This window comes from Bradyrhizobium sp. LeoB3, from assembly GCF_055456055.1.
Genome location: NZ_JBVBEF010000057.1, coordinates 1 through 20,006 on the forward strand (window position 1 = coordinate 1; position 20,006 = coordinate 20,006).

The 20,006-nt window shown below is 62.7% G+C and carries 19 protein-coding genes; 5 read left to right on the forward strand and 14 right to left on the reverse strand.

Annotation, left to right across the window (positions count from 1 at the left end):
* The first annotated feature begins 255 nt into the window (after positions 1-255).
* Positions 256-1,971: an outer membrane beta-barrel protein gene (locus tag ACZXDY_RS29195; protein ID WP_464347916.1), complete on the forward strand. Its 1,716-nt coding sequence runs from the start codon at positions 256-258 to the stop codon at positions 1,969-1,971.
* A 14-nt stretch (positions 1,972-1,985) separates the two neighbouring features.
* Here ACZXDY_RS29195 and ACZXDY_RS29200 read toward each other — a convergent pair whose 3' ends face one another.
* The 7 genes from ACZXDY_RS29200 to ACZXDY_RS29230 form a co-directional block, all read right to left on the reverse strand.
* Positions 1,986-3,887, reverse strand: coding sequence for a TRAP transporter large permease (locus ACZXDY_RS29200; protein ID WP_464347881.1), 1,902 nt, complete (start codon positions 3,885-3,887; stop codon positions 1,986-1,988).
* Complete coding sequence (locus ACZXDY_RS29205) at positions 3,884-4,552, reverse strand: TRAP transporter small permease subunit (protein WP_130229586.1); 669 nt, start codon at positions 4,550-4,552, stop codon at positions 3,884-3,886. The genes ACZXDY_RS29200 and ACZXDY_RS29205 overlap by 4 nt, the downstream gene beginning before the upstream one ends.
* 111 nt (positions 4,553-4,663) lie before the next feature.
* Positions 4,664-5,800 (reverse strand): TRAP transporter substrate-binding protein, encoded by a 1,137-nt coding sequence (locus ACZXDY_RS29210; protein ID WP_464347882.1) that lies wholly within the window; start codon positions 5,798-5,800, stop codon positions 4,664-4,666.
* Between the two features lie 264 nt (positions 5,801-6,064).
* On the reverse strand, positions 6,065-6,703 hold the full coding sequence (locus ACZXDY_RS29215; RefSeq protein WP_208828329.1) for a trimeric intracellular cation channel family protein: 639 nt from the start codon (positions 6,701-6,703) through the stop codon (positions 6,065-6,067).
* Between the two features lie 6 nt (positions 6,704-6,709).
* Entirely contained in the window at positions 6,710-6,937 is a 228-nt protein-coding gene (locus ACZXDY_RS29220; RefSeq protein ID WP_464347883.1) for a hypothetical protein, read from the reverse strand.
* 96 nt (positions 6,938-7,033) lie between these two features.
* Complete coding sequence (locus tag ACZXDY_RS29225) at positions 7,034-8,053, reverse strand: aldo/keto reductase (RefSeq protein WP_464347884.1); 1,020 nt, start codon at positions 8,051-8,053, stop codon at positions 7,034-7,036.
* A gap of 126 nt (positions 8,054-8,179) precedes the next feature.
* Positions 8,180-8,602, reverse strand: coding sequence for a PaaI family thioesterase (locus ACZXDY_RS29230; protein WP_464347885.1), 423 nt, complete (start codon positions 8,600-8,602; stop codon positions 8,180-8,182).
* A gap of 73 nt (positions 8,603-8,675) precedes the next feature.
* Here ACZXDY_RS29230 and ACZXDY_RS29235 point away from each other — a divergent pair, with 73 nt between their 5' ends.
* The 3 genes from ACZXDY_RS29235 to ACZXDY_RS29245 all read left to right on the forward strand — a co-directional run bounded on the left by ACZXDY_RS29235 (position 8,676) and on the right by ACZXDY_RS29245 (position 11,809).
* Positions 8,676-9,299, forward strand: coding sequence for an NUDIX hydrolase (locus tag ACZXDY_RS29235; RefSeq protein ID WP_464347886.1), 624 nt, complete (start codon positions 8,676-8,678; stop codon positions 9,297-9,299).
* A gap of 241 nt (positions 9,300-9,540) precedes the next feature.
* A complete protein-coding gene (locus tag ACZXDY_RS29240) occupies positions 9,541-10,521 on the forward strand; it encodes a Bug family tripartite tricarboxylate transporter substrate binding protein (RefSeq protein ID WP_464347887.1) in 981 nt (326 codons plus the stop codon).
* Between the two features lie 94 nt (positions 10,522-10,615).
* The gene (locus ACZXDY_RS29245; protein WP_464347888.1) at positions 10,616-11,809 is read left to right on the forward strand and encodes a hypothetical protein; all 1,194 of its coding nucleotides are present in this window, start codon (positions 10,616-10,618) and stop codon (positions 11,807-11,809) included.
* Positions 11,810-11,922: 113 nt separating this feature from the next.
* On the opposite strand, the gene ACZXDY_RS29250 is transcribed toward ACZXDY_RS29245, so the two are convergent.
* Entirely contained in the window at positions 11,923-12,243 is a 321-nt protein-coding gene (locus ACZXDY_RS29250) for a hypothetical protein (protein WP_028168236.1), read from the reverse strand.
* Positions 12,244-12,445: 202 nt separating this feature from the next.
* On the opposite strand from ACZXDY_RS29250, the gene ACZXDY_RS29255 reads away from it, so the two are divergent.
* Positions 12,446-12,925: a hypothetical protein gene (locus ACZXDY_RS29255; protein WP_028168237.1), complete on the forward strand. Its 480-nt coding sequence runs from the start codon at positions 12,446-12,448 to the stop codon at positions 12,923-12,925.
* A gap of 3 nt (positions 12,926-12,928) precedes the next feature.
* Here ACZXDY_RS29255 and ACZXDY_RS29260 read toward each other — a convergent pair whose 3' ends face one another.
* From ACZXDY_RS29260 to ACZXDY_RS29285, 6 genes are all read right to left on the reverse strand, one after another.
* Positions 12,929-14,146, reverse strand: coding sequence for an EAL domain-containing response regulator (locus tag ACZXDY_RS29260; protein ID WP_464347889.1), 1,218 nt, complete (start codon positions 14,144-14,146; stop codon positions 12,929-12,931).
* 171 nt (positions 14,147-14,317) lie between these two features.
* Positions 14,318-14,539: a hypothetical protein gene (locus ACZXDY_RS29265; RefSeq protein WP_464347890.1), complete on the reverse strand. Its 222-nt coding sequence runs from the start codon at positions 14,537-14,539 to the stop codon at positions 14,318-14,320.
* Positions 14,540-14,555: 16 nt separating this feature from the next.
* A complete protein-coding gene (locus ACZXDY_RS29270) occupies positions 14,556-15,728 on the reverse strand; it encodes a beta-propeller fold lactonase family protein (RefSeq protein ID WP_464347891.1) in 1,173 nt (390 codons plus the stop codon).
* Positions 15,729-15,827: 99 nt separating this feature from the next.
* Positions 15,828-16,835, reverse strand: a complete 1,008-nt coding sequence (locus ACZXDY_RS29275) for a Bug family tripartite tricarboxylate transporter substrate binding protein (RefSeq protein ID WP_464347892.1) — start codon at positions 16,833-16,835, stop codon at positions 15,828-15,830.
* Positions 16,836-16,936: 101 nt separating this feature from the next.
* Complete coding sequence (locus tag ACZXDY_RS29280) at positions 16,937-17,911, reverse strand: TAXI family TRAP transporter solute-binding subunit (protein WP_130229695.1); 975 nt, start codon at positions 17,909-17,911, stop codon at positions 16,937-16,939.
* Between the two features lie 15 nt (positions 17,912-17,926).
* The gene (locus ACZXDY_RS29285) at positions 17,927-19,966 is read right to left on the reverse strand and encodes a TRAP transporter permease (RefSeq protein WP_130229696.1); all 2,040 of its coding nucleotides are present in this window, start codon (positions 19,964-19,966) and stop codon (positions 17,927-17,929) included.
* Positions 19,967-20,006: the final 40 nt, after the last annotated feature.

Genomic DNA, 20,006 nt, shown 5'->3' on the forward strand with positions numbered 1-20,006 from the left:
TCCACCGTCGAGGTCTTCAACATCCGCTACTTCGGATGCCGTCTACCCGAAAACCGAATTGGTTCTCAGGCTCTACGGACTGCTCCACCACAGCTTCGCGTGGTAACGCTTGGCTCCATTCCGCGCGAGTCCGTGTTGCGGGGCTTGGCTGATATGCTATCTCCAGTGGTGTTCGAATCTTCGCCCCTACCATAGTGCGGGCTCAGTAATGCGTAGTTGGTTTCCTCGAAGGCAAGGACTCGGCTCGTGTTACGGATGCGGTACGTGGTGGCGGTCGGCGTGCTCATGGCGCTGAACGGAACGGATGCTTTTTCTGCGGACATTGTGCGGCCGGTCGTGAAGGCGCCGCCACTGCCGTGGACCTGGAACGGTTTCTATATCGGCGGACATTTTGGCGGAGGCTCCGGCATCACCCATGTCGGTGATCCCTACGGTCCGTCGATCTATGGCGACGACATCCGTACGCCGAAGGCGCTCATCGGTGGCCAGCTTGGCTACAACTGGCAGCAGGCCGGATCACCATGGGTGTTCGGCCTCGAAGCCGATGTCTCCGCCGTCGATGCCGACGGCACCAACACCTGTCTCGCCTATTCCGGCCTGTTCGTCTCGGCGAACTGTCGTATCCGGCAGGATGCGATGGGTACCATCACCGGGCGGGTCGGCCAAGCCTTCGGGCCGGCCGGTCACTCGCTGGCCTATGTGAAAGGCGGCGCCGCGTTTCTGTCGAGCCGTTTCTCGATGACGACCAACGCTCTCGATTTCTTCGAGCGGCCGGAAGCTTCGGTGAACGCCAACGCCGTGCAGTGGGGATGGACAATCGGGCTCGGTGTCGAACACGCTCTGGCACCGGCTTGGTCGATGAAGCTGGAATACGACTATGCCAATTTCGGAAGCCGCGACATCGCGACGCCACTTGGCGGTCTTCAGACGGCGCCGCTCGATCCAGCCAGCCTGGTCGAAACCACTGGTCTGCCGACGGGAGTCCGGCAGGACAGCCATGTCGTCAAGCTCGGCGTGAACTATCGCCCTGGTGTCGACGCATCGCGCGGCTGGGACAATCGGCCCGCCGCTTTGCTGACGGCGGCGCCGTCGGTCTCCGGGTGGACGGCGGAAGTCGGCGCGCGTTACTGGTACAGCAGCGGTCGCTATCAGAACGATCTCGGTATGAGCACAGATCAGCCGCTGCAGAACGCGCTGATTTCACGGCTCACCTATGAGACCACAGGGCACTCCGGCGAGGTGTTCGGCCGCGTCGACAGTCCGGCCAGGGTGTTCCTGAAAGGCTTTGCCGGCGGTGGCGGGCTGACATCTGGCCACATGAACGATGAGGATTGGCTACCAACCTATCGCAACACAGCCATGGCCTACTCGAACACAGACCAGGGCAGGGTCGAGGGCACGATTGCCTATGCCACGCTGGACGTTGGATACACCCTGTTGGAAACGCCGGGCGCGAAATTCGGGGCGTTCGCAGGCTATAATTTCTATCGCGACCGCAAGGACTCCTATGGATGCGCCCAGATTGCGTATCCCGGCGGCGGCGTGATTTGCGCAGTTCCCTCGCCGACCACCGGGATCACCATCTCGCAGTCCGAAGACTGGCACTCGCTGCGCATCGGTGTGAATGGGATCGTCACGATTGCGCCCGGACTCAAGCTCACGGCCGACGCGGCCTATTTGCCCTACGTTTCCGTTTCCGGTCTCGATACGCATTACTTGCGTTCCGACGAGCCGTCGCCCTATTCCCCGGCCAACGGCACTGGGCGCGGCATGCAGCTCGAAGCCGTGCTGACCTATGACGTGACCGAGCGCTTCAGTGTCGGCGTCGGCGGCCGCTTCTGGTCGATGTGGGCGACCGATGTTTTCACGAGGGGATTCGGCAGTCCGTTTCCGACATCGACCCTCCCGATCCGCGCCGAACGCTTCGGCACGTTCCTGCAGACGTCCTACAAATTCGATGCAGTGAATTAGAACCTTGCCGCCCGTCAGTTACCGTAGAGATAGTTCGGCAGCCACAAGGTCAGGCCGGGCCAGATATACATCAGCACCATGCAGATGATGACGATCAGCATGTAGGGCATCATGCCGGAGAAGATCTGGTTCAGCGTGACGTGCTTTGGCGCCACGCCCTTGAGATAGAAGGCCGACATCGCCACCGGCGGCGACAGGAACGCCGCCTGCAGGTTCACGAAGACCAGGACACCCCACAGAATCGGATCGATGTTGAAGTGCTTCAGCATCGGCAGGAAGATCGGCACGAAGATCACGATGATCTCGGTCCATTCCAGCGGCCAGCCCAGAATGAAGATGATCGCCTGCGACAGGATCATGAACTGGACCGGCGACATGTTGAGCGACAGCACCCAGCTCTCCAGCAGCGCCTGGCCGCCGAGGATCGCGAACACCGCCGAGAACAGCGCCGAGCCGACGAACAGCCAGCACACCATCGAGGTGGTCTTGGCGGTCAGGAACACCGCTTCCTTGGTGCGCTTCCAGTCCAGCGTCCGCGCCTGGAAGGCGAGCAGGAAGGCGCCGGCCGCACCGACTGCTGCCGATTCGGTCGCGGTCGTGATGCCGAACAGGATCACGCCCAGCACCACCACCGTGAGGATGCCAAGCGGCATCACCGAGGTGATGAGCAGCCGCAGCACCTCGAACTGCTCGGCCTCCATGGTCCAGTAATAGTAGAGAAGCAGCACGCCGCAGATGCCGGCGACGAACGCGAAATAAGTATAGAACTCCGGCGGCGGTCCGAGCTCCGCCGGCGCCGCGATGGTTTTGCCTCGCAGCTCGGCACTGCCCATCTCCTGCAGCATTTCCGGCTCGTTCTTCGTGGTGGCCTCCGACCGGCTCGCGCCGCCCCCGCCGAGCTCCTCGAGTTTCTCTTCGGCGCTTTCTTCCGCGGGCTGGGCGCCTGCACCAAGCGGCTGAAGCGTTTCCTGGGTTCGCTGCTGCTGCGCGGCGGCCGGGAGCTGCGGCGCAATATCCGGCTGCTGGTGAATCACGACGTACCACCAGGCGGCCCACAGGGTGGCCAGCGTCAGCACCAGCGGCACGAGGGCGTGAGCGAGGCTCGTCAGCAGCATCGAATAGGTGACGCGGGTGCCATCCACGCCGGCGCTGACGGCCCTTCTGGGCATCAGCACCGCCGCAAGTAGCGCGGGCAGCATCTTGCGCGAATAAGACTGGTGCAGCTTGGCGATCCAGGGTCGCACCGGAACCTTGGTTTCGCTCTCGGGAAGCTTCGGGGCAATCTTCGGGTTCAACAGTGCCCAGCCGACGACATAGATCAGATAGAGGAAGGCGAGGAAGAAGCCGGGAAACATCGCCGCGGCGTAGAGCTTCACCACCGACTGTCCGGCCACTGCCGCGTAGACGATGATCATCACCGATGGCGGGATCAGGATGCCGAGCGTGCCGCCGGCGGTGATGACGCCGGAGGCGAGCTTGACGTCGTAGCCGGCCTTCAGCATCGGGTTGAAGGCGATGACGCCCATCAGCACGACGACCGCGCCGACCAGGCCCGAGGCGATGCCCCAAAATGTGCAGACGATCAGTGTCGCCACCGCGAGCGAGGCGGGCAGGCGGCGGAACGCGAGCTGGATCGAATAGAACATCTTGTCGACCAGCGCGCCGCGCTCCATCACGTAGCCCATCAGCACGAACAGCGGGATCGAGATCAGGACGTCGTTGGTCATCGCGCCATAGGTGCGCTGGACCATCAGGTCGAAGATGTGATTGTCGCCCCAGGCCTCGCCGCCCCGGTGATAGGCGAAGAAGCCGAAGAACATGCCGAGGCCCATCAGCGTGAACGCGGTCGGGAAGCCCATCATGATGACGATCACGATGAGGACGAGCATCAACAGCCCGAGTGCCGGATCGCTCATCGTTGCAGGTCTCCACCCATGCCGCGCTGCCGCGCGCTCTCCTCGATGTCCTGCGCATGCGCGATCGCGGCCTTGCGCGATTCCTCATCGACATATTCGCTGTGCGCGAGCTGCTCCTCGACGACGTCGATCTCGCTGACGTCACGGAGTCGGTCAGGCCAGGCGCCGGTCCTGAGGCACATGATGCAGCGCGCGATCTCAGCCGCGCCCTGCAGCAGCACCAAGGCTCCGGCCAGCGGGATCATGAACTTGAAATGATAGACCGGCGGGCCGTCGGCGGTCACATTGGAATGCTCGTTGATGCGCCAGGAATCGAGCGCGTAGTCCCAGCCGGCGTAGACCAGCGCCGCGATGCCCGGCAGGAAGAACGCGAAATACAGCACGAGGTCGAGCGAGGCCTGCAGGCGCGGCCGCATCGAGCTGTAGAGGAAATCGCCGCGGACATGGGCGTTCTGCGCCAGCGTGTAGGCGCCCGCGATCATGAACAGGGTGCCGTACAGCATATTGGAGGCGTCGAAAATCCACGCCGTCGGCATGTTGAGGATGTAACGCTTGAAGACCTCGGCGCAGACAAGGCCCATCAGCCCGACAACCAGCCACGCCGCGGCCTTGCCGGTCCAGGTGCTGATGCCGTCGATCATGTACAGGAAACGCTGTGCGCTCATCTGCGTTCGCTACCGGCCGTTCCGGAAGTATCGGGTTGGTGTAGAGACAGCGGAAGCGCCATCCGCGGTTCGCTGTCCCCGGATGACGCTTTCGGTCGTGCGCAGCGCCCGTCAGGTCTTTTTCTTGGCGTTCGGGCCAAAATAGTGGTTGTAGGCCATACGGCGGTTGACCACCGTGTCGTTCTCCCACTGCGTCGCGCGCTTGGCGAAGGCGAGCTGGGATTCGACGATCTCCTTGAACAGCGAGTTCTCGGCCGACTTCTTCTCAACCACCTGGTCGTAGATCTCGAGCTGCTTCTGCAGGATCGAATCCGGCGTCTTGTAGAACTTGACCTTGTCCTTGGTCTGCATCTCCTCGTAGTCCTTCGAGTAGCGGTCGATCGCCTTCCAGCTCATGTCCTGGCTGGCCGCTTCGACGGCGTTGGAGATGATGGCCTTCATCTTGTCCGGCAGGGCATCGTACTTGGTCTTGTTGAACATGATCTCGAACTGCTCGGCATTCTGATGGTAGCTCTGCAGCATGCAGATCTTGGAGACGTCGGTGAAGCCGAGCACGCGGTCGGAAGTCGCGTTGTTGAACTCGGCAGCGTCGAGCAGGCCACGGTCCATCGCCGAGACGATCTCGCCGCCTGGCAGCGCGTTGACGGCGGCGCCGAGGCCGGTGAACACGTCGATGGAAATGCCGACGGTGCGGAATTTCAGGCCCTGGAAGTCATCCACCTTGGACATCGGCTTCTTGAACCAGCCGAGCGGCTGGGTCGGCATCGGCCCATAGGGGAAGGAGACGACATTGGCACCGATCGAGGCGTAGAGCTTGGCGAGCAGCTCCTTGCCACCGCCATATTTGTGCCAGGCCAGCAGCATGTTGGCATCCATCGCGTAGCCCGGACCGGAGCCCCACAGCGCCAGCGCGGTCTGCTTGCCGTAGTGATAGACCAAGACGCCATGGCCGCCATCGAGCGTCCCCTTCGAGACGGCGTCGAGCAGGCCGAAGGCCGGCACCACGGCGCCGGCGGGAAGCACCTCGATCTTGAGGTCGCCGCCGGTCATGTCGTTGACCTTCTTGGCGTAGTCGAGCGCGTATTCGTGGAAAATATCCTTGGCCGGCCAGGTGCTTTGCCAGCGCATGTTGATCGGGCCCTGCGCGCTGACGATGGTGGGCGCTGCAACGCTTGCTGCGGCGCCCGCGGCCGCAACCTTCAGGAAGCGGCGGCGACTGGACGTACTGCCTTTATTGGATTTGGTCATGGTTTCCTCCCTGCCCTTATGATTGGCGGTCCCTTTAGGATCCGCTCTTTTTTAGGAAGGAAGACAAAGGCGTGCGCAGGAGTTTGGCAAGAACGTTCCCGATGATGCGACGCTAGGACGCGGGCCGCGAGCAACAAGCTCGCGACTGCGAGTTCGGATTTATTCCCGGCAGGAGAAGAAAAGGCTCCGGTAACAAGCCGCAGGGCTGGAGGCTCTATTAGACTTTCAGCGTAGTCGACTTCGCCCCAGCATCTCGCGATCGGGTTACCGGTCCGAGGGTTCGTCGTCGCGTCGGCGCGGCTGCGGCAGGCTGAACCCGTGATAGAGCGCCAAGACGCGAAGCAGCACACAGAGTGCCGTGCCGGGCAGCAGGGTGGCCGCGACCGGCATGCCCAGCGCGTGTCCGACCGTGACGACCGCGCTGCCGGCGAGGGCGGCCATGGCGTAGAACTCGGAATAGAGGACGATGGGCATCCGCACGGAGAGCAGGTCTCGCACCATTCCGCCGCCGATCCCCGTCACCATGCCGAGGATCGTGGCCATGACAGGGGGAATGCCGTATTCGAGGGCTTTCTGTGTGCCGGTCGTTGCGAAGATGCCAAGGCCCGCCGCATCGAACAGTTCGACCGGAAAGCGCAGGCGATCGATCACCGCCGAGAACCAGAAGGCGAACAGGCCGCCGGCGGCGGAAATGGCGAGCGCATGCCAATTCGTCACGGAGGCAGGTGGAGTCGCGCCGATCAGGAGATCACGGAGAACGCCGCCGGCAACTGCGGTCACGAAGGCTAGCACGAGAACGCCGAAAATATCCATGCGTTGCCGGACGCCCGCGGCGGCGCCGCTGAGCGCAAACACCAGCGTTCCCAGGAGATTGAGGGCTTGGACCAGCGTCGCGCTTTCCATCGAGGCTCACGCTCTTACCTCGGCATCTCTGAGCCAAAGGCCGGCCGTCGTCAACATCGCCTCGATCCCCGCTCGCAGGGCCGGGTGAATCACTGGTCTCAAATTCGGCGCAAGATTGCCATGCTCACTGGCGGAGAAGCACAACAGCGTCCTGCGGCAGCAGAGCGCCTCGAAGAACCACGGCGCCGCGGCCGCAATCGGATCGCTCTCCGGCATCGTGAGCAGCGTCGGCACCGGATGAGGTCCGCGTGCCCGAGTCGGAAGCGGCCTCGGGTGTCGTCGGCGCCGCCCGTGAAGGCTGTCTGCGGCTTATTTCAATCTTCAGCGCGGCTAGGACCGCTCCGCCGTCCGCGCCCGCCGCCCCTCGATCGGATAGGCCGGATCGTTGTAGCCGGGCGTGGAAGCATGCCCGCTCACGACGAGCCGGTCGATCAGCGCCTCGTCTTCGACGGTGAAGCGATAGTCGAGCGCGCGGACGTAATCGTCCCATTGCGCTTCGGTGCGCGGACCGGCGATCACGGCGGAGACGAAGCATGAATTCAAGACCCAGGCGACCGCGAACTGCGCGGCCGTGATGCCGCGTGCTTCCGCATATTGCTTGATCTCCTGCGCAAGCTTGAGCGATTCCGGCCGCCACTCGGTCTGCATCATGCGCTTGTCGTTACGGCCGGCACGGGTGTCCTTGTCGGGGGTGGCATCAGCGCGATATTTGCCGGTCAGGACGCCGCGGGCGAGCGGGCTATAGGGTACCACCCCAAGGCCATAATAGCCGCAGGCCGGCAGGTGCTCGACCTCGGGCATGCGGTTCATCGCGTTGTAATAGGGCTGGCTCACGATCGGGCGGTCGAGGCCGAGCCGGTCGCAGATGTTACAGATCTCGGCAACGCGCCAGGCGCGATAGTTCGAGACGCCGAAGTAGCGCACCTTGCCCTGCCTGATCAGGTCGCCGATCGCGCGCACAGTCTCCTCCAGCGGCGTCGTGTGGTCTTCCTTGTGCAGGTAGTAGATGTCGATGTAGTCGGTGCCGAGCCGCTTCAGGCTCGCCTCCGCCGCCTGCAGCACCCAGCGCCGCGACAGCCCGCCGAAATTCGGATCGTCGCCGATCTGATTGGCGAGCTTGGTGGCGAGGACCCAGTTCTGCCTGTTGTTGGATATCGCGCGGCCCACCACCTGCTCGGAGTTTCCACCATTATAGGCATCCGCGGTGTCGATGAAGTTGACGCCGGCCTCGCGCGCCTTTGCGATGATCCGCGCCGACGTCGCCTCGTCGGTCGGGCCGCCGAACATCATGGTGCCCAGGCAGATCGGCGAAATCTTCAGGCCGCTGCGGCCGAGTTGACCGTACTGCATCGTATCTCCTCCTGGCGTCATTCCGGGGCGATGCGGAGCATCGAGCCCGGAATCTCGAGATTCCCCGATGCGCAACTGCGCATCTGCGGTCTGGTGCCAGCGCACCATCCCGGAATGACAATGGTGTTACTCGCTCTTCAATATCTTGAACACGCCGTTCGCCATGGCGATGCAGCGTTTGTCGACGGTCACTTCGGTGGTGATGAAGATCAGGCTCCTGGTCGAGCGCACCACACGCGGCTTCGAGATCAAGGTTTCGCCGATCTTGCCGGCCTTCACAAAGTGCGTATCAAGCTGCACGGTCGCAAGCGCCGGCTTGCCCGAGACATAGCGGGCGGTCATGCCGCAGGTGCGGTCCGCGAAGGTCATGATCACGCCGCCTTGCACCAGGCCGCGGCGATTGTGATGCTTGTCCTCGGTGATCAACGCATATTCATGCTCGTCATCGACGAGGCGCTGCCACAGCGGCCCGACCAGATGCAGGAAACCGGATGTATCGACGATCTTCCAGCCGTCGGATTTGAGCTTTTCCGCGGCATGTTTCGTCATGTGATGCTTTCCGTCCGGCGAGGCATGATATCAGGTCATTTCATCGAACGCGGGACTGTTGTAGTCAAGATCAATGGCCCGTTCATTTGATGATGCCACCCGGCGGAATATCGCAGAGCTCTGTACGGCGTTCAGGCGCCTGCCGGACGATTCTGCGCCGCTGCTCAAACGCGCGGCGGTCGCGATCGCACTCACGAGCGGCGAGGGCGAGGAGACCGCATTCCTGCTCACCCGCCGTGCGGCCAGCTTGCGCAGCCACAGCGCGCAATGGGCGCTGCCCGGCGGACGCTGCGATTCCGGTGAGACACAGGCGGAAGCGGCACTGCGCGAACTGCACGAAGAGCTCGGGCTGCGCGTCGATGATGGCGACGTGCTCGGCGTGCTCGACGACTATCCGACCCGCTCGGGCTATCTGATCACTCCGGTGGTAGTGTGGGTCTCGACACGGGCGCCGATCATGCCCAACCCGGACGAGGTAGCTTCCGTCCATCGCATCACGCTTGAATCGATCGAGGCGGAGGATGCGTTCAGCTTCACCACCATTCCCGAGAGTGTCAGGCGCGTGATCCGCTTCCGCCACGCCGGCCAGCACATCCACGCGCCGACGGCTGCCTTGATCTATCAGTTCCGCGAAGTGCTGGCCGGCCGCGACACCCGCGTCGCCGATCTCGAGCAGCCGGTCTTCGCCTGGAAGTAGGGAGCCGCACGCGCAACTCTATCTCCTCACCCTGAGGAGACCGCGCAGCGGTCGTCTCGAAGGGCGAGGCCACCGGCAGGGCCTCATGGTTCGAGGCGCGCTACGCGCTCCTCACCATGAGGGTCTGGCAGCGGTGTCAATCACGTCATTGCCGATGTGTAGTCCGAAGTCCGGTTGCTGATGCCAAGCATTTGGGTGACAATGCCACCATAACAACAAACATCGGGGGAGGCGTTCGGGCATGCTGTCCTGGAAGAAGCGACTTTACACTGCCATCGCCGCGCTCGCTGTCGGCGCAGCATCGCATCCCGCGCAGGCCCAGGATTATCCGAACCGGCCGATCACGCTCGTCATCCCCTTCGCGCCCGGCGGCAGCACGTCCATCGTCGGCCGTGGCATTGCCGAGAAGATGAGTGAATTGCTCGGCGAGAAGATCGTGATCGACAACCGCCCCGGCGCCGGCGGCACGGTCGGCACCAAGGCGGTCGCCAAGAGCGATCCCGATGGTTACACGCTGGTGCTCGGCTATACCGGGACACTCGCGATCGGCCCGTCGCTCTACAAGAAGGCGGGCTACGATCCGCGCAAGGATTTCGCGCCGATCGGCATGATCGGCAATGCGCCGAATTCGCTGGTCGTGCATCCGTCGTTCCCGGCCAGGAGCGTCGCCGAGCTGATCGCCTATGCCAAACAAAATCCGGGCAAGGTCAGTTTCGGTTCGGCCGGCGCCGGCACAGCAAGCCACATCACTGGCGAATATTTCGCGCGCAGTGCCGGTATCTCGCTCGTGCATGTTCCCTACAAGGGAACGGGCCCTGCGCTGGTCGACCTCATTGGCGGGCACATCCCGATGGCATTTGCGCCGATCCCTGCCTCTCACGCCAACGTCAGCGGCGGAACGCTGCGCGCACTCGCGGTGACCAGCGTGACCCGCTCCGGTCTCCTGCCCGACGTGCCGACGATCGCCGAGGCCGGCGTTCCCGGATTCGACGCTTCGCTCTACTATGGCCTCGCGGCACCGGCCGGCACGCCGCGGCCGATCGTCGACAAGCTCAACAAGGTGCTGCGCGATGCGCTCGCCTCCGAGGAGGTGAAGCGGCAATTGGGCTCTGACGGCACCGAGATCACGCCGGGCTCGCCCGAGGATTACGCCGAGTTCATCGACAAGGACGAGAAGAAGTGGGCGCAGCTCGTGAAGGCCAGCGGCGTCGAGCCGGAGTGAGAAGCACTTGTTCTGGGCCATGGCGGGGCGTTTGGTCGCTTTTGAGTGATTCAATTCGAGGCTGACATCGCGCGCGTCCTTGCTACAAGAGGGCATGCGCCCGCCATTGATTCGCTGTTTCCCCGGATTGGTCGCGCTCGCGCTGTTCGCGGGCGCGCCGGAGGCCGTGGCGGTCGAGGCTGCCACCCTTTCTGCATCCACCGCGGATGCGATGGCGCAGGCCGCAACGCCGCAGGCGATCGCCGAATATCGCCGCAAGCTGCGCGAATATCAGGAAGCGCGCGCTGCCTTCGATGAGGAGGCGGGCGCCTATTGGAGTGCGATTTCCGAGAAACGGCGCACCCGCAACGCCAAACGGCGCGAGCGACAGCCGATCACGCTCGATGATTATGTGCTCGACCAGCCGCCGCTCTATACCGGGCCGAAACGGCCGGTGAATCCGGAACCTGAAGAAGAGGAACCGTCGCGTCCACGCAGGACCATTCCTCTCGTCGCCGATTTCTTGAAGGCCGCCGCCGAGCAGTTTCAGTTCACGCCAGAGCGGCCGGCCACCGAGATCGAGTTCAAGCGCGCCTACGCCCGCTACGCGCTCGCGGCCGGCTTGACGCGCGAGCAGGCGGTGCGGGTCTATTCCTTCGAGACCGGCGGCACCGGCAATCACGATATGCAGTCGGGCTACCGCGGTCCGGGCACAAAGGCGATCTCGACCGCAATCGGCTACAATCAGTTGCTCACCACCAACACCGTCGAGTTGATCGCCCAGCAGGGCCCTGAGTTCATCAAGGTGCTGACTCAAAAGGCCGCTACGCTGTCCGGTCCCGCGCGCAAGGCGATGGAACACAAGCTCGCGGTGCTGAAGAAGATGGTGGCATTCGCACGCACGGTGCCGGACGACTGGTCGGCGCATGAGCGGCTCGCGAGCACGCCGCAGGGCTGGGCGGTCCATTCCATGGTGCTCGATATCGACGTCGGCCCGATGCTGCAGACCCACAAGCTGCTGACGTCAGTCATCTTCGCGCGGAACAAGGGCTATACCCGCCCGCTGAGCGCGGCCGAACTCGAGATGATGAACCTCACCGGAGACGGCACCGGCTACGACATGGTCACGATGCCGCATGCGATGCGCGAGAGGGTGCCGACGGCCAACTTCTTCCAGCGCGGCGGCTACGAGCGCAACCCGGTCGCGATCCGCCACAACACGGTGGCAAAGCTGCTCGCAGTCACCGACGAGCGGATGGATTTCAACAGCAACAAGCCCGGCGCCAAGGAACTGGCGTCAGTGTTTTAGTGGCCCGCGGGCCGTAGGGTGGGCAAAGCGAGCGTGCCCACCTTTCTTGCACCGACCGTGGATGGTGGGCACGCTGCGCTTTGCCACCCTACAGGTTACAGCGGCATCGTCGCCTAATTCGATCCGAACATGAACTTGCCGTCGCCCTCGAGATAGGGGCCGGAGCGCATGTAGAGCTGGCCGTTCTGGCCGACGAAGAACAGCGTGCCTCTTGGCACCTTCTTGGCGCCTTTGAGCAGCAGGCCGGCATTGTTGGTCCCCATCTTGTAGGCGAGGGTCGAGCCGTCCTTGCCATAGGCGTAGCCCATGTCGGACTTCAGCTCCCAGGGTGCGGGCGATGCATCCTGTGCGAGTGCGGGAGCAGCCAGCGTCGTCAGTGCCGCTGCCGTCAAAAAAGCCGTTATCAAAAAGCTCTTGGCCTGAAATCGAGTCATGATCATCCTCCCCAGTCGTCGCTGCCGAAACCGGCGCCCTTGTCTTGAACAAATCACGAACGTCATTATTCCGTCAATACGACGGAAGTCGTCGTGCGGCATCACGTGCAACCTGCGGGTTTGTGATTTCCTGCTTCGCGATTATGTTGCCGTTTCCATCTACAAACGCATGATTGCGAAAAGTTTGATAGGGATGATTCGAATGACCCCCGGCATGAATATCGGTTTCGGTATTGCGCTCTCGCTCATGACGATGGCCACCGCGGCTTATGCCGACGAATTCAAGCTCTCCAACAACCAGCGCATCGCCTGCAGCCGTGGATTGTCCGCCGGCAAGCTTAACACGGCGACCTGCAAGTCCTACGCCTATCTGTTCAACACCAAGACCTCGGAATATTTCCGCTGCCAGGTCTCGCTGGCGCTGACGCGCGACAACAAGGAGGTTATCAACGTGCAGGCCGATGGCGGCTGCACCAAGCGGCCGCGCATCTTCGACACCGATGGCAACTATTCCTTCGATGCCACTGAAACCGAGCCGCCGAACACCAACTCGTTCTTCGGTCCCGGCGGCTATTCGGTCTGGGCCAGTGATAACAACGTGCAGAAAGTGCGAGGCTGCATCACCATCTCTTCCGGCCTCGGCTCGGACATCTCGAAATGCATCGACATGACGTTCCAGTGAACGTCACGATTTCGATTCAGCGCTCGCAGCCGGCGACGGCCGCGAGCGGGCGAACTTCTTCACCCCCATCGGCTTGCCGAACAGATAGCCCTGCACCAGGTCGAAGCCGACCGCATGGGCGGTGAGAAAGTCGGCGCGGGTCTCGACGCCCTGGGCGAGCGCCCGCGCGCCGTGGTCGTGGGCGAGCTCGACGACATGTTTGCACACGGTCTGCTTCAGCCGGTCGTCGGCGGCGCCGGTGACGAATTGATGATCGATCTTCAGTTCGACGAAGGGGAAGTTCTTCACTCCCATCAGCGAGGGCCACTCCGTGCCCACCTGGTCGACAGAAATTGCGATGTTGTGGAACCGCACCTGCCGCGCCACCTCGACCACGAGGTCCAGGTTCTCGATCACCTCGGCGCTTCCGATCTCGAGCAGGAGGCCGCCGAAGGCGGGATGCTGCGGCACGCGGCGACATAATTCGCGCACGGCTTGCGGATCGCTCAGGAACGATACCGGCAGGTTGATCGAGAGATCCACCGGTCCTTTCTGCTCCAAGAGATAGTGCCAGTCCTCGATGGCGCGACCGACCACGAATTCGGACAGCGCATGGAAATGCGGATCGCTTTCATCGGGAATGAAATAGGCCGGCGGCACCACACCCCACGCCGGATGCCGCATCCTGACCAGGGCCTCCGCGCCCGCGGGCACCAGCGTGCGCAGGTTGATCCTCTGCTGGTACCACAATTCGAGCCAGCCGGCCTTGAGCGCCTCTGCCACATCGACCGCGGGGCTCGGCGCGGGCTCCTGCGGCAGCAGCATCGCAACGCTGTCGCGCAGCGTTCCGGCGCCGAACGGCGTCGCCAGCGGCGGCAGCATGGCTACGCCGTATTCTTCGCCAATTTGCCTGACTGCTTTTACCATAATCGACTCGGGCGGGCCGATGACGAGAACCTTGCCGGCGAAATTCTTCCTGACCAGAACCTCCAGAATCCTGCCGACCTCGATCCCGTTGACGGAGACACCGAGCACAAGCAGGTCGGGCCGATGCGCGTCCAGCGCGCCATCCAGTTCGGTGGCCTCGCCGCACTCCGAGGTGATGAAGCCGAGATCCTCAAGAGCATCAGAAAGAAAGGTACGAAGGTGCTTCTTGCTATCGGCGACGCAAGCCCGCGGCGTCAATTTGCGATGACCGAACCAGCCGGGTCGTGCGTATTCCCTGGGGTTGATTTGATTCATGCCCGCCCTTTCCCGTGATGTCGATTTGACTCGTACATCTCCGTGGCGGCCTTAATCGGGAAATTTGAGGACCCTCCTTTCAAATCCCCATGAATGCTTAGGTAGGGTTAAAGAGACAAATAAAGCTAAAATTGTAATGAATAATCGAAGCAGATCAGCGCGTCGGCGGCCTCAAATGCCGTGCTCCGACGCCATTCGGTCCGAACTGCTCGCAAGCGATTGCAATGGTGCGCCGCCGCGTCGTTTCGCGGCGGCAGCACGCGTTAATGTCTGTGGTTGTTTATCGTTCTCGCCGTGATCGATTCCCGTTTTGAGAATAGCGTTCACGTGATCGATGCCGCTACAGATCGTTCTTTGTTTGAGCATGATCTTTTCGGAAAAACCGGTCTCCACTTTTCCGGATCATGCTCTAGTGCCCCATGCGCGCCGAAGCCGGGTGACCCGGCACCTTGAAGCGTTTTCCGGTGTCGCTGACCTTCCCACCATCGACTTTCAGGATCGAGAAATCCTGGGTCAGGTAATTTCCGGCCAGCAGGTACTTGCCGTCCGGCGTGAACACGACGGCTTCGGGCAAGCCACCGACCTCGATGTCCTGAGTCTTGGTCACCTTCTTGCCGTCGATCTTCAGCACCGTGAGGCTGCCGTTCTTCTGATGGTAGTATGCATTCTTCATGTTGGAGCCGCGCAAAATGGCGGCGACAGCGAGATCTCCCTTCGGCGAAATCGCAAAGCCCTCGGGGCCGTCGCCGACCACCACACGATCGATGATGCGCGGCGGACTGCCTTCGAGATCGATCACGCTCGTGGTGTCGACGCTGCCGTCGGATGAGCCGGCGCCGCCATTGTCGGCCGTCAGTGCGAGTTTGCCGTTCGGTGTCACCGCGACATTGTATGGCCATTGGCCCGTCGGCAGATCAACCTTGTTGTAGGTCACCTTGTCTCCGGCGATATCGAGCACCGAGACCTTGTGCGCGGGGAAGCGGACAGCAAGCGCCCGCTTGCCGTCCGGCGTGAACGCCACATGGGCGACGCTGTCGGGCAACGCAATCGTGTCGGTGACCTTGACGTCAGTCCCATTGATCGAGAGCACGCTAACGGAATTGTCGCCGCGATTGGCGACCAACGCCATCTTGCCGTCCGGACTGATGCTGAGCCCGGACGGCTGCTTGCCGACGGTCACGGTTGCTGCCAGCTTCGGCGGGTTGGCCTTGAGATCGATGACATAGACCTTGTTGTCCGGCACCTGCTTCAGCGCATCGCCGTCCTTGGTCACATCGACTGAATCGGCGACGAGAGCGATCGAGCCGGTCGGGTCGATGTCGAGATTGACCGGCGGTCCCACCACCGAATTCTTCAGCGGCAGTGAGGCGACGGTCTTGGGATTTTCGGGATTGGCGAGGTCGAGGATGAGAACCTGGTCCTTGCCGGGCGCCGACAGGATCGGTTTTCCATCGTCATCCCATAACACCTTCTCGTCGAGCCCGACGATCATGAAAGGTTTCGCATGGACAGGATTGAACGTGAGATTGCAGAGCAGGACTGCGGCTCCCAAAGATAGTCCGACGGCGCGGTAAGCAGGCATTGGCGTTTCTCCCGGTTGCGCCGGCCACTGGCGGGCCGGTTTCGCGCAGGGAAAATTAAGCAGGGAATACGATCCTTGCCAATGACTGAACTGCCATCGTCACTCCGGCTTGATGCCCGCGAATTTGGCGACCTTGCCCCATTTCTCGGTCTCCGCCAGCACGTAAGCCTGCATGTCCTGGGCCGAACCGCCGACGGGGTCGGCGCCGAGCTTGCGCAGGCGTGCAATCCCGTCCTCGGTCTTGAGGAATTTGTCGACGCTCGCGTTGAGGCGGACGATGATCTCCTTCGGCGTTTTCGCAGGAGCCGCGATCGTGAACCAGGAGGCGGCGTCATAGCCGGGCACGCCCGCCTCCGAGATCGTCGGAAGGTCGGGCAATAGCGGCCAGCGCTTGGAAGTGGACACCGCAAGCGGACGGATCTGTCCGGCTTCGGCGAAGGGCTGCGCGGCGGGGAGGTTGTCGATCATCAGATGCACGCGGCCGGCGATCAGGTCGGTCAATGCCGGCGCGCTGCCCTTGTAGGGCACATGCGTGATCTCGACCCCGGTCATCGAGCGGAACAGCTCGGTCGAGACATGCGCGGTGCTGCCGAGCCCGGGCGTGCCGTAGAACAATTCGCCACGCTTCGACTTGGCGTAGTCGATCAGTTCGGCGACCGACTTCACCGGCAGCGAGTTGGTGACCGAGCAGAGATTGGGCACCCGCGCGATGATGATGACCGGCGCGAGATCCTTCAGCGGATCGAACGGCATGTTGCTGAACACGAACGGATTGATTGCATGCGTGCCGGGCGTGCCCACGAGGAAGGTGTAACCGTCGGGATCGGCCTTGGCGACGGCGTCGGCCGCGATATTGCCGCCGGCGCCGGTCTTGTTCTCGACGATGAACTGTTGGCCGAATTCCTCGGAGACCTTGGCCGCAACCACGCGGGCCAGGATGTCGGTGGTGCCGCCGGCGGCAAATGGCACCAGGAGCTTGACCGGCCGCGTCGGCCATTCGGCGGCGCGCGCCAGCCGCGGCAGCATTGATGCGCCGGCAAGCGCGGCGGTGCCTCGCAGCAGCGAGCGGCGGGTAAGATTTGACGAAGCGACGGTCGAAGAAGGCATTTGGAGGTCCTTGAGCGATGCGGAAGGATAGGCGCCGAAAAATCGAGCGGCGCACGATGGCGCCGCTCGGCTTGCAGTCAGGAAATTGTGGTTGAGAGGTGCTAGCCGTCGATGCCCTTTTCCTTGAAATACTTCAATGCGCCCGGATGGAACGGGATCGGGGAGCGATCCTGGCGCTGGTTGTCGAGCGAGAAGCTCTCGGCTTCCTTGTGCACGGCGACGATGTCGGCCTTCTTTTCCACCAGCGTCTTGACGATCGTATAAGCATCGTCGTTGCTCATCTTGTCCCCGGTGACAACCAGGTTCCAGACCTCGGTGATGGAATTGTCCTTGTCGTAGCCCGGATACGAGCCTGCCTTGATCTTGCTGGCGGAGTAGAGCTTGCCGTATTTGGCGTTCATCTTCTCGGCCAGGTCGCCATGATCGATCAACTTCATCTTGACGCCGGGGGTCGCCGCGAGGTCGGTCACCGCCGCGGTCGGGATGCCCCCGACCCAGAAGAATGCATCGATCTTGCCGTCCTTGATGGCGTTGACGGATTCGGCAACGCCGAGCCGCTCGCGCTTCATGTCCTTGTCCTTGTCGAGGCCGGCGGCTTCGATGACGCGGAATGCCATCACTTCGGTGGCGCTGCCGGGCGAACCCGTCGAAACGCGCTTGCCCTTGAAGTCCGCCATGGTCTGGATGCCGGTGCCCTCGACGGTCACCACATGCATGCGGTTCGGATAAACGACGAGGAGGGCCTGCAGCGGCACCTTGTTGTTCTTGAACTTGTCCTGGCCCTGCAGTGCGTCGAGCGCGGCATCGGCCATGGTGAAGCCCATTTCGCTCTGCCCGGTGCCGATCAGCTTGAGATTGTCGACCGAGCCGCCGGTGACCTCGGCGGTGGCCTGCACATTGGGAAGATTCTTCGAGAGCACGTTGGCGATCGCGCCGCCGAGCGGATAGTAGACGCCGCCGGTGCCGCCGGTGCCGATCGACATGATCTTCTGCTGCGCATGAACGATGCCGGCAAAGGCGAGACCGGCCGAGATCGTCACAGCCAGCATCGCCACGGTCTTTTTCAGTTTCTTCATCCTGTCACTCCCTCATTAAATCGTAAGCGCCGGTTCCTTCGGCGTCGGTGTTCTCGCCTGCCACAGCAGCACGCCGAGGCCTATGATCAGGCCTGGCACGTAGGTGTAGCTGATATCGCGGCCGATCATCCATTCGACGATCGCCTCGATCAAACTCGGAAACACCAATAGCAATCCGGATAGCAGAAGCAGGCCGCGTTCGATCGGCGTAGTTTGTCGCAGGGCCCAGTTCTGGGCAAACGCGGCCAGCGCCAGCAGTCCGATGGTCGCCTTGAGCGTGATTTCGAGGATATCGACCCACGAGCCGCCTTTGGGGATCGCCAGCAGGAGGCCGACGCCCTGCGGGTCGAGCACGAACACGAACGGCACCAGGAAGGCCGGCAGCGTGTATTTCCACGATTGCAGCGTCGTGCGGTAGGGATCGCCGCCGGTGATGGCGGCAGCCGCAAACGGCGACAGCGCTGTCGGCGGCGACACCTCCGACAGCACGGCGTAGTAGAAGATGAACATGTGCGCGGCGTAATCGGGCACGCCGAGCTTGATCAGCGCCGGCGCTGCGATCACGGCGCAGATGATGTAGGAGGCGGTCACCGGCACCGCGAGGCCGATGATCCAGACGATCAGCGAAGTGTAGATCGCGGTCAGTAGTAAGCTGCCGCCGGCATAGCTGATCACGATCGACGAGAATTTCAGGCCGAGGCCCGTCAGCGTCACGATGCCGACGACGATGCCGGCGCATGCACAGGTGGTCGCGGCATTGAGCGCGCCGATCGAGCCGTCGGCCAGCGCCTTCACCAGCTTCGTGGGCACCAGCGCCGTTTCCTTCCGCAGGAAGCTCAACGCGAAGGTGACCACAACTGCGTAGAACACCGACAGTGACGGCGAATAGCCGATGATCATGAACACGACCACGGCGGCCAATGAGACGAAGTGAAAGCCGTAGCGCTTGGTCATCTGGCCGAGCGTCATCTCCGGCTTGAAGTTGACGTCCTTGGCGCCGAATTTGCGGGCATCCAGTTCGACCATGAACAGCAGCGACATGTAATAGAGGCAGGTCGGGATGGTCGCCATCCAGATCACGTCGAGATAGCTGATCTTGAGAAATTCGGCGATCAGGAACGCGGCCGCGCCCAGCACCGGCGGCGACAGGATCGCGCCGAGGCCACCGGCCGCCAGCAATCCGCCGGCGGCGTTTTTCTCAAAACCCGCTTTGGCCAGCATCGGATAGGCCACAGTGCCGATCATCACGGTCGTGGCAACGCCCGAACCTGAGGGGCCGCCGAGCAGGAACGACGACAGCACGACCGTCCGTCCTGCGCTGTTCGGCTTGCCGCCCATCAGCGCCAGCGAGAAGTCGATGAAGAACTTCCCGGCGCCGGATTGCTGCAGGAATGCGCCGTAGATCGTGAACAGGATGATCAGGGTAGCCGACACGTCGACGGCGACGCCGAAAATGCCTTCCAGCGTGATGAAGAGATGGCCGACCAGACGGGACAGGTCGTAGCCGCGGTGGGTCCACGGCGCTGGCAGATGCGGACCGAGCATGGCATAGGCGATGAAGAACAGCGACACCACGGGCATGATGGGTCCGGTGGTGCGCCGCGTCGCCTCGAGCAGCAGCACGATGAAGACAATGCCGACGATGACATCCAGGTGGTCGGGCGTGGTGGCGCGGTCGGTGAAATCCTCGCCGCCCCACAGCGCATAGACGATGGTTGCGACCGCAACGATGCCCGGCACGATGTCCCACCAGCGGACGCGGTTGCGAAACCGCGTGGCGAGCGGAAACAAGAGGAAGCTCAGCACCAGCGTGAAGGCGACATGGGTATAGCGGAGTTCCTGGGTCGGAACGATCGCGTAGGCCGCATAGAGGTGGAACAGGCTCATGACCACCGCGATCGTGGTCGAAATGCGTCCTGCCCATCCCATCAGGCGGTTGGTCGCGCCTTCCTCGGCCTCTACGAAGGTTTCCGCTTTCTGCAGCGCCTCCTCGGAGATGGCGACGACTTCGTCATTGGACGACGATTTGCCTGACGGTCGGCCTTCTGTGGTCATGCTTCCCCCAGTACGCTCTCTCTAACCCGGCTGGACGGCC

Bases quoted from the DNA above. Each gene is read 5' to 3' on its own strand.
- ACZXDY_RS29200 (WP_464347881.1), bottom strand. From the start codon at position 3,887: ATGAGCGATCCGGCACTCGGGCTGTTGATGCTCGTCCTCATCGTGATC.
- ACZXDY_RS29275 (WP_464347892.1), bottom strand. From the start codon at position 16,835: ATGCCTTCTTCGACCGTCGCTTCGTCAAATCTTACCCGCCGCTCGCTG.
- ACZXDY_RS29195 (WP_464347916.1), top strand. From the start codon at position 256: ATGCGGTACGTGGTGGCGGTCGGCGTGCTCATGGCGCTGAACGGAACG.
- ACZXDY_RS29250 (WP_028168236.1), bottom strand. From the start codon at position 12,243: ATGACTCGATTTCAGGCCAAGAGCTTTTTGATAACGGCTTTTTTGACG.
- ACZXDY_RS29230 (WP_464347885.1), bottom strand. From the start codon at position 8,602: ATGACGAAACATGCCGCGGAAAAGCTCAAATCCGACGGCTGGAAGATC.
- ACZXDY_RS29270 (WP_464347891.1), bottom strand. From the start codon at position 15,728: ATGCCTGCTTACCGCGCCGTCGGACTATCTTTGGGAGCCGCAGTCCTG.
- ACZXDY_RS29255 (WP_028168237.1), top strand. From the start codon at position 12,446: ATGACCCCCGGCATGAATATCGGTTTCGGTATTGCGCTCTCGCTCATG.
- ACZXDY_RS29240 (WP_464347887.1), top strand. From the start codon at position 9,541: ATGCTGTCCTGGAAGAAGCGACTTTACACTGCCATCGCCGCGCTCGCT.
- ACZXDY_RS29215 (WP_208828329.1), bottom strand. From the start codon at position 6,703: ATGGAAAGCGCGACGCTGGTCCAAGCCCTCAATCTCCTGGGAACGCTG.
- ACZXDY_RS29285 (WP_130229696.1), bottom strand. From the start codon at position 19,966: ATGACCACAGAAGGCCGACCGTCAGGCAAATCGTCGTCCAATGACGAA.
- ACZXDY_RS29210 (WP_464347882.1), bottom strand. From the start codon at position 5,800: ATGACCAAATCCAATAAAGGCAGTACGTCCAGTCGCCGCCGCTTCCTG.
- ACZXDY_RS29260 (WP_464347889.1), bottom strand. From the start codon at position 14,146: ATGAATCAAATCAACCCCAGGGAATACGCACGACCCGGCTGGTTCGGT.
- ACZXDY_RS29225 (WP_464347884.1), bottom strand. From the start codon at position 8,053: ATGCAGTACGGTCAACTCGGCCGCAGCGGCCTGAAGATTTCGCCGATC.
- ACZXDY_RS29235 (WP_464347886.1), top strand. From the start codon at position 8,676: ATGGCCCGTTCATTTGATGATGCCACCCGGCGGAATATCGCAGAGCTC.
- ACZXDY_RS29205 (WP_130229586.1), bottom strand. From the start codon at position 4,552: ATGAGCGCACAGCGTTTCCTGTACATGATCGACGGCATCAGCACCTGG.
- ACZXDY_RS29280 (WP_130229695.1), bottom strand. From the start codon at position 17,911: ATGAAGAAACTGAAAAAGACCGTGGCGATGCTGGCTGTGACGATCTCG.
- ACZXDY_RS29245 (WP_464347888.1), top strand. From the start codon at position 10,616: ATGCGCCCGCCATTGATTCGCTGTTTCCCCGGATTGGTCGCGCTCGCG.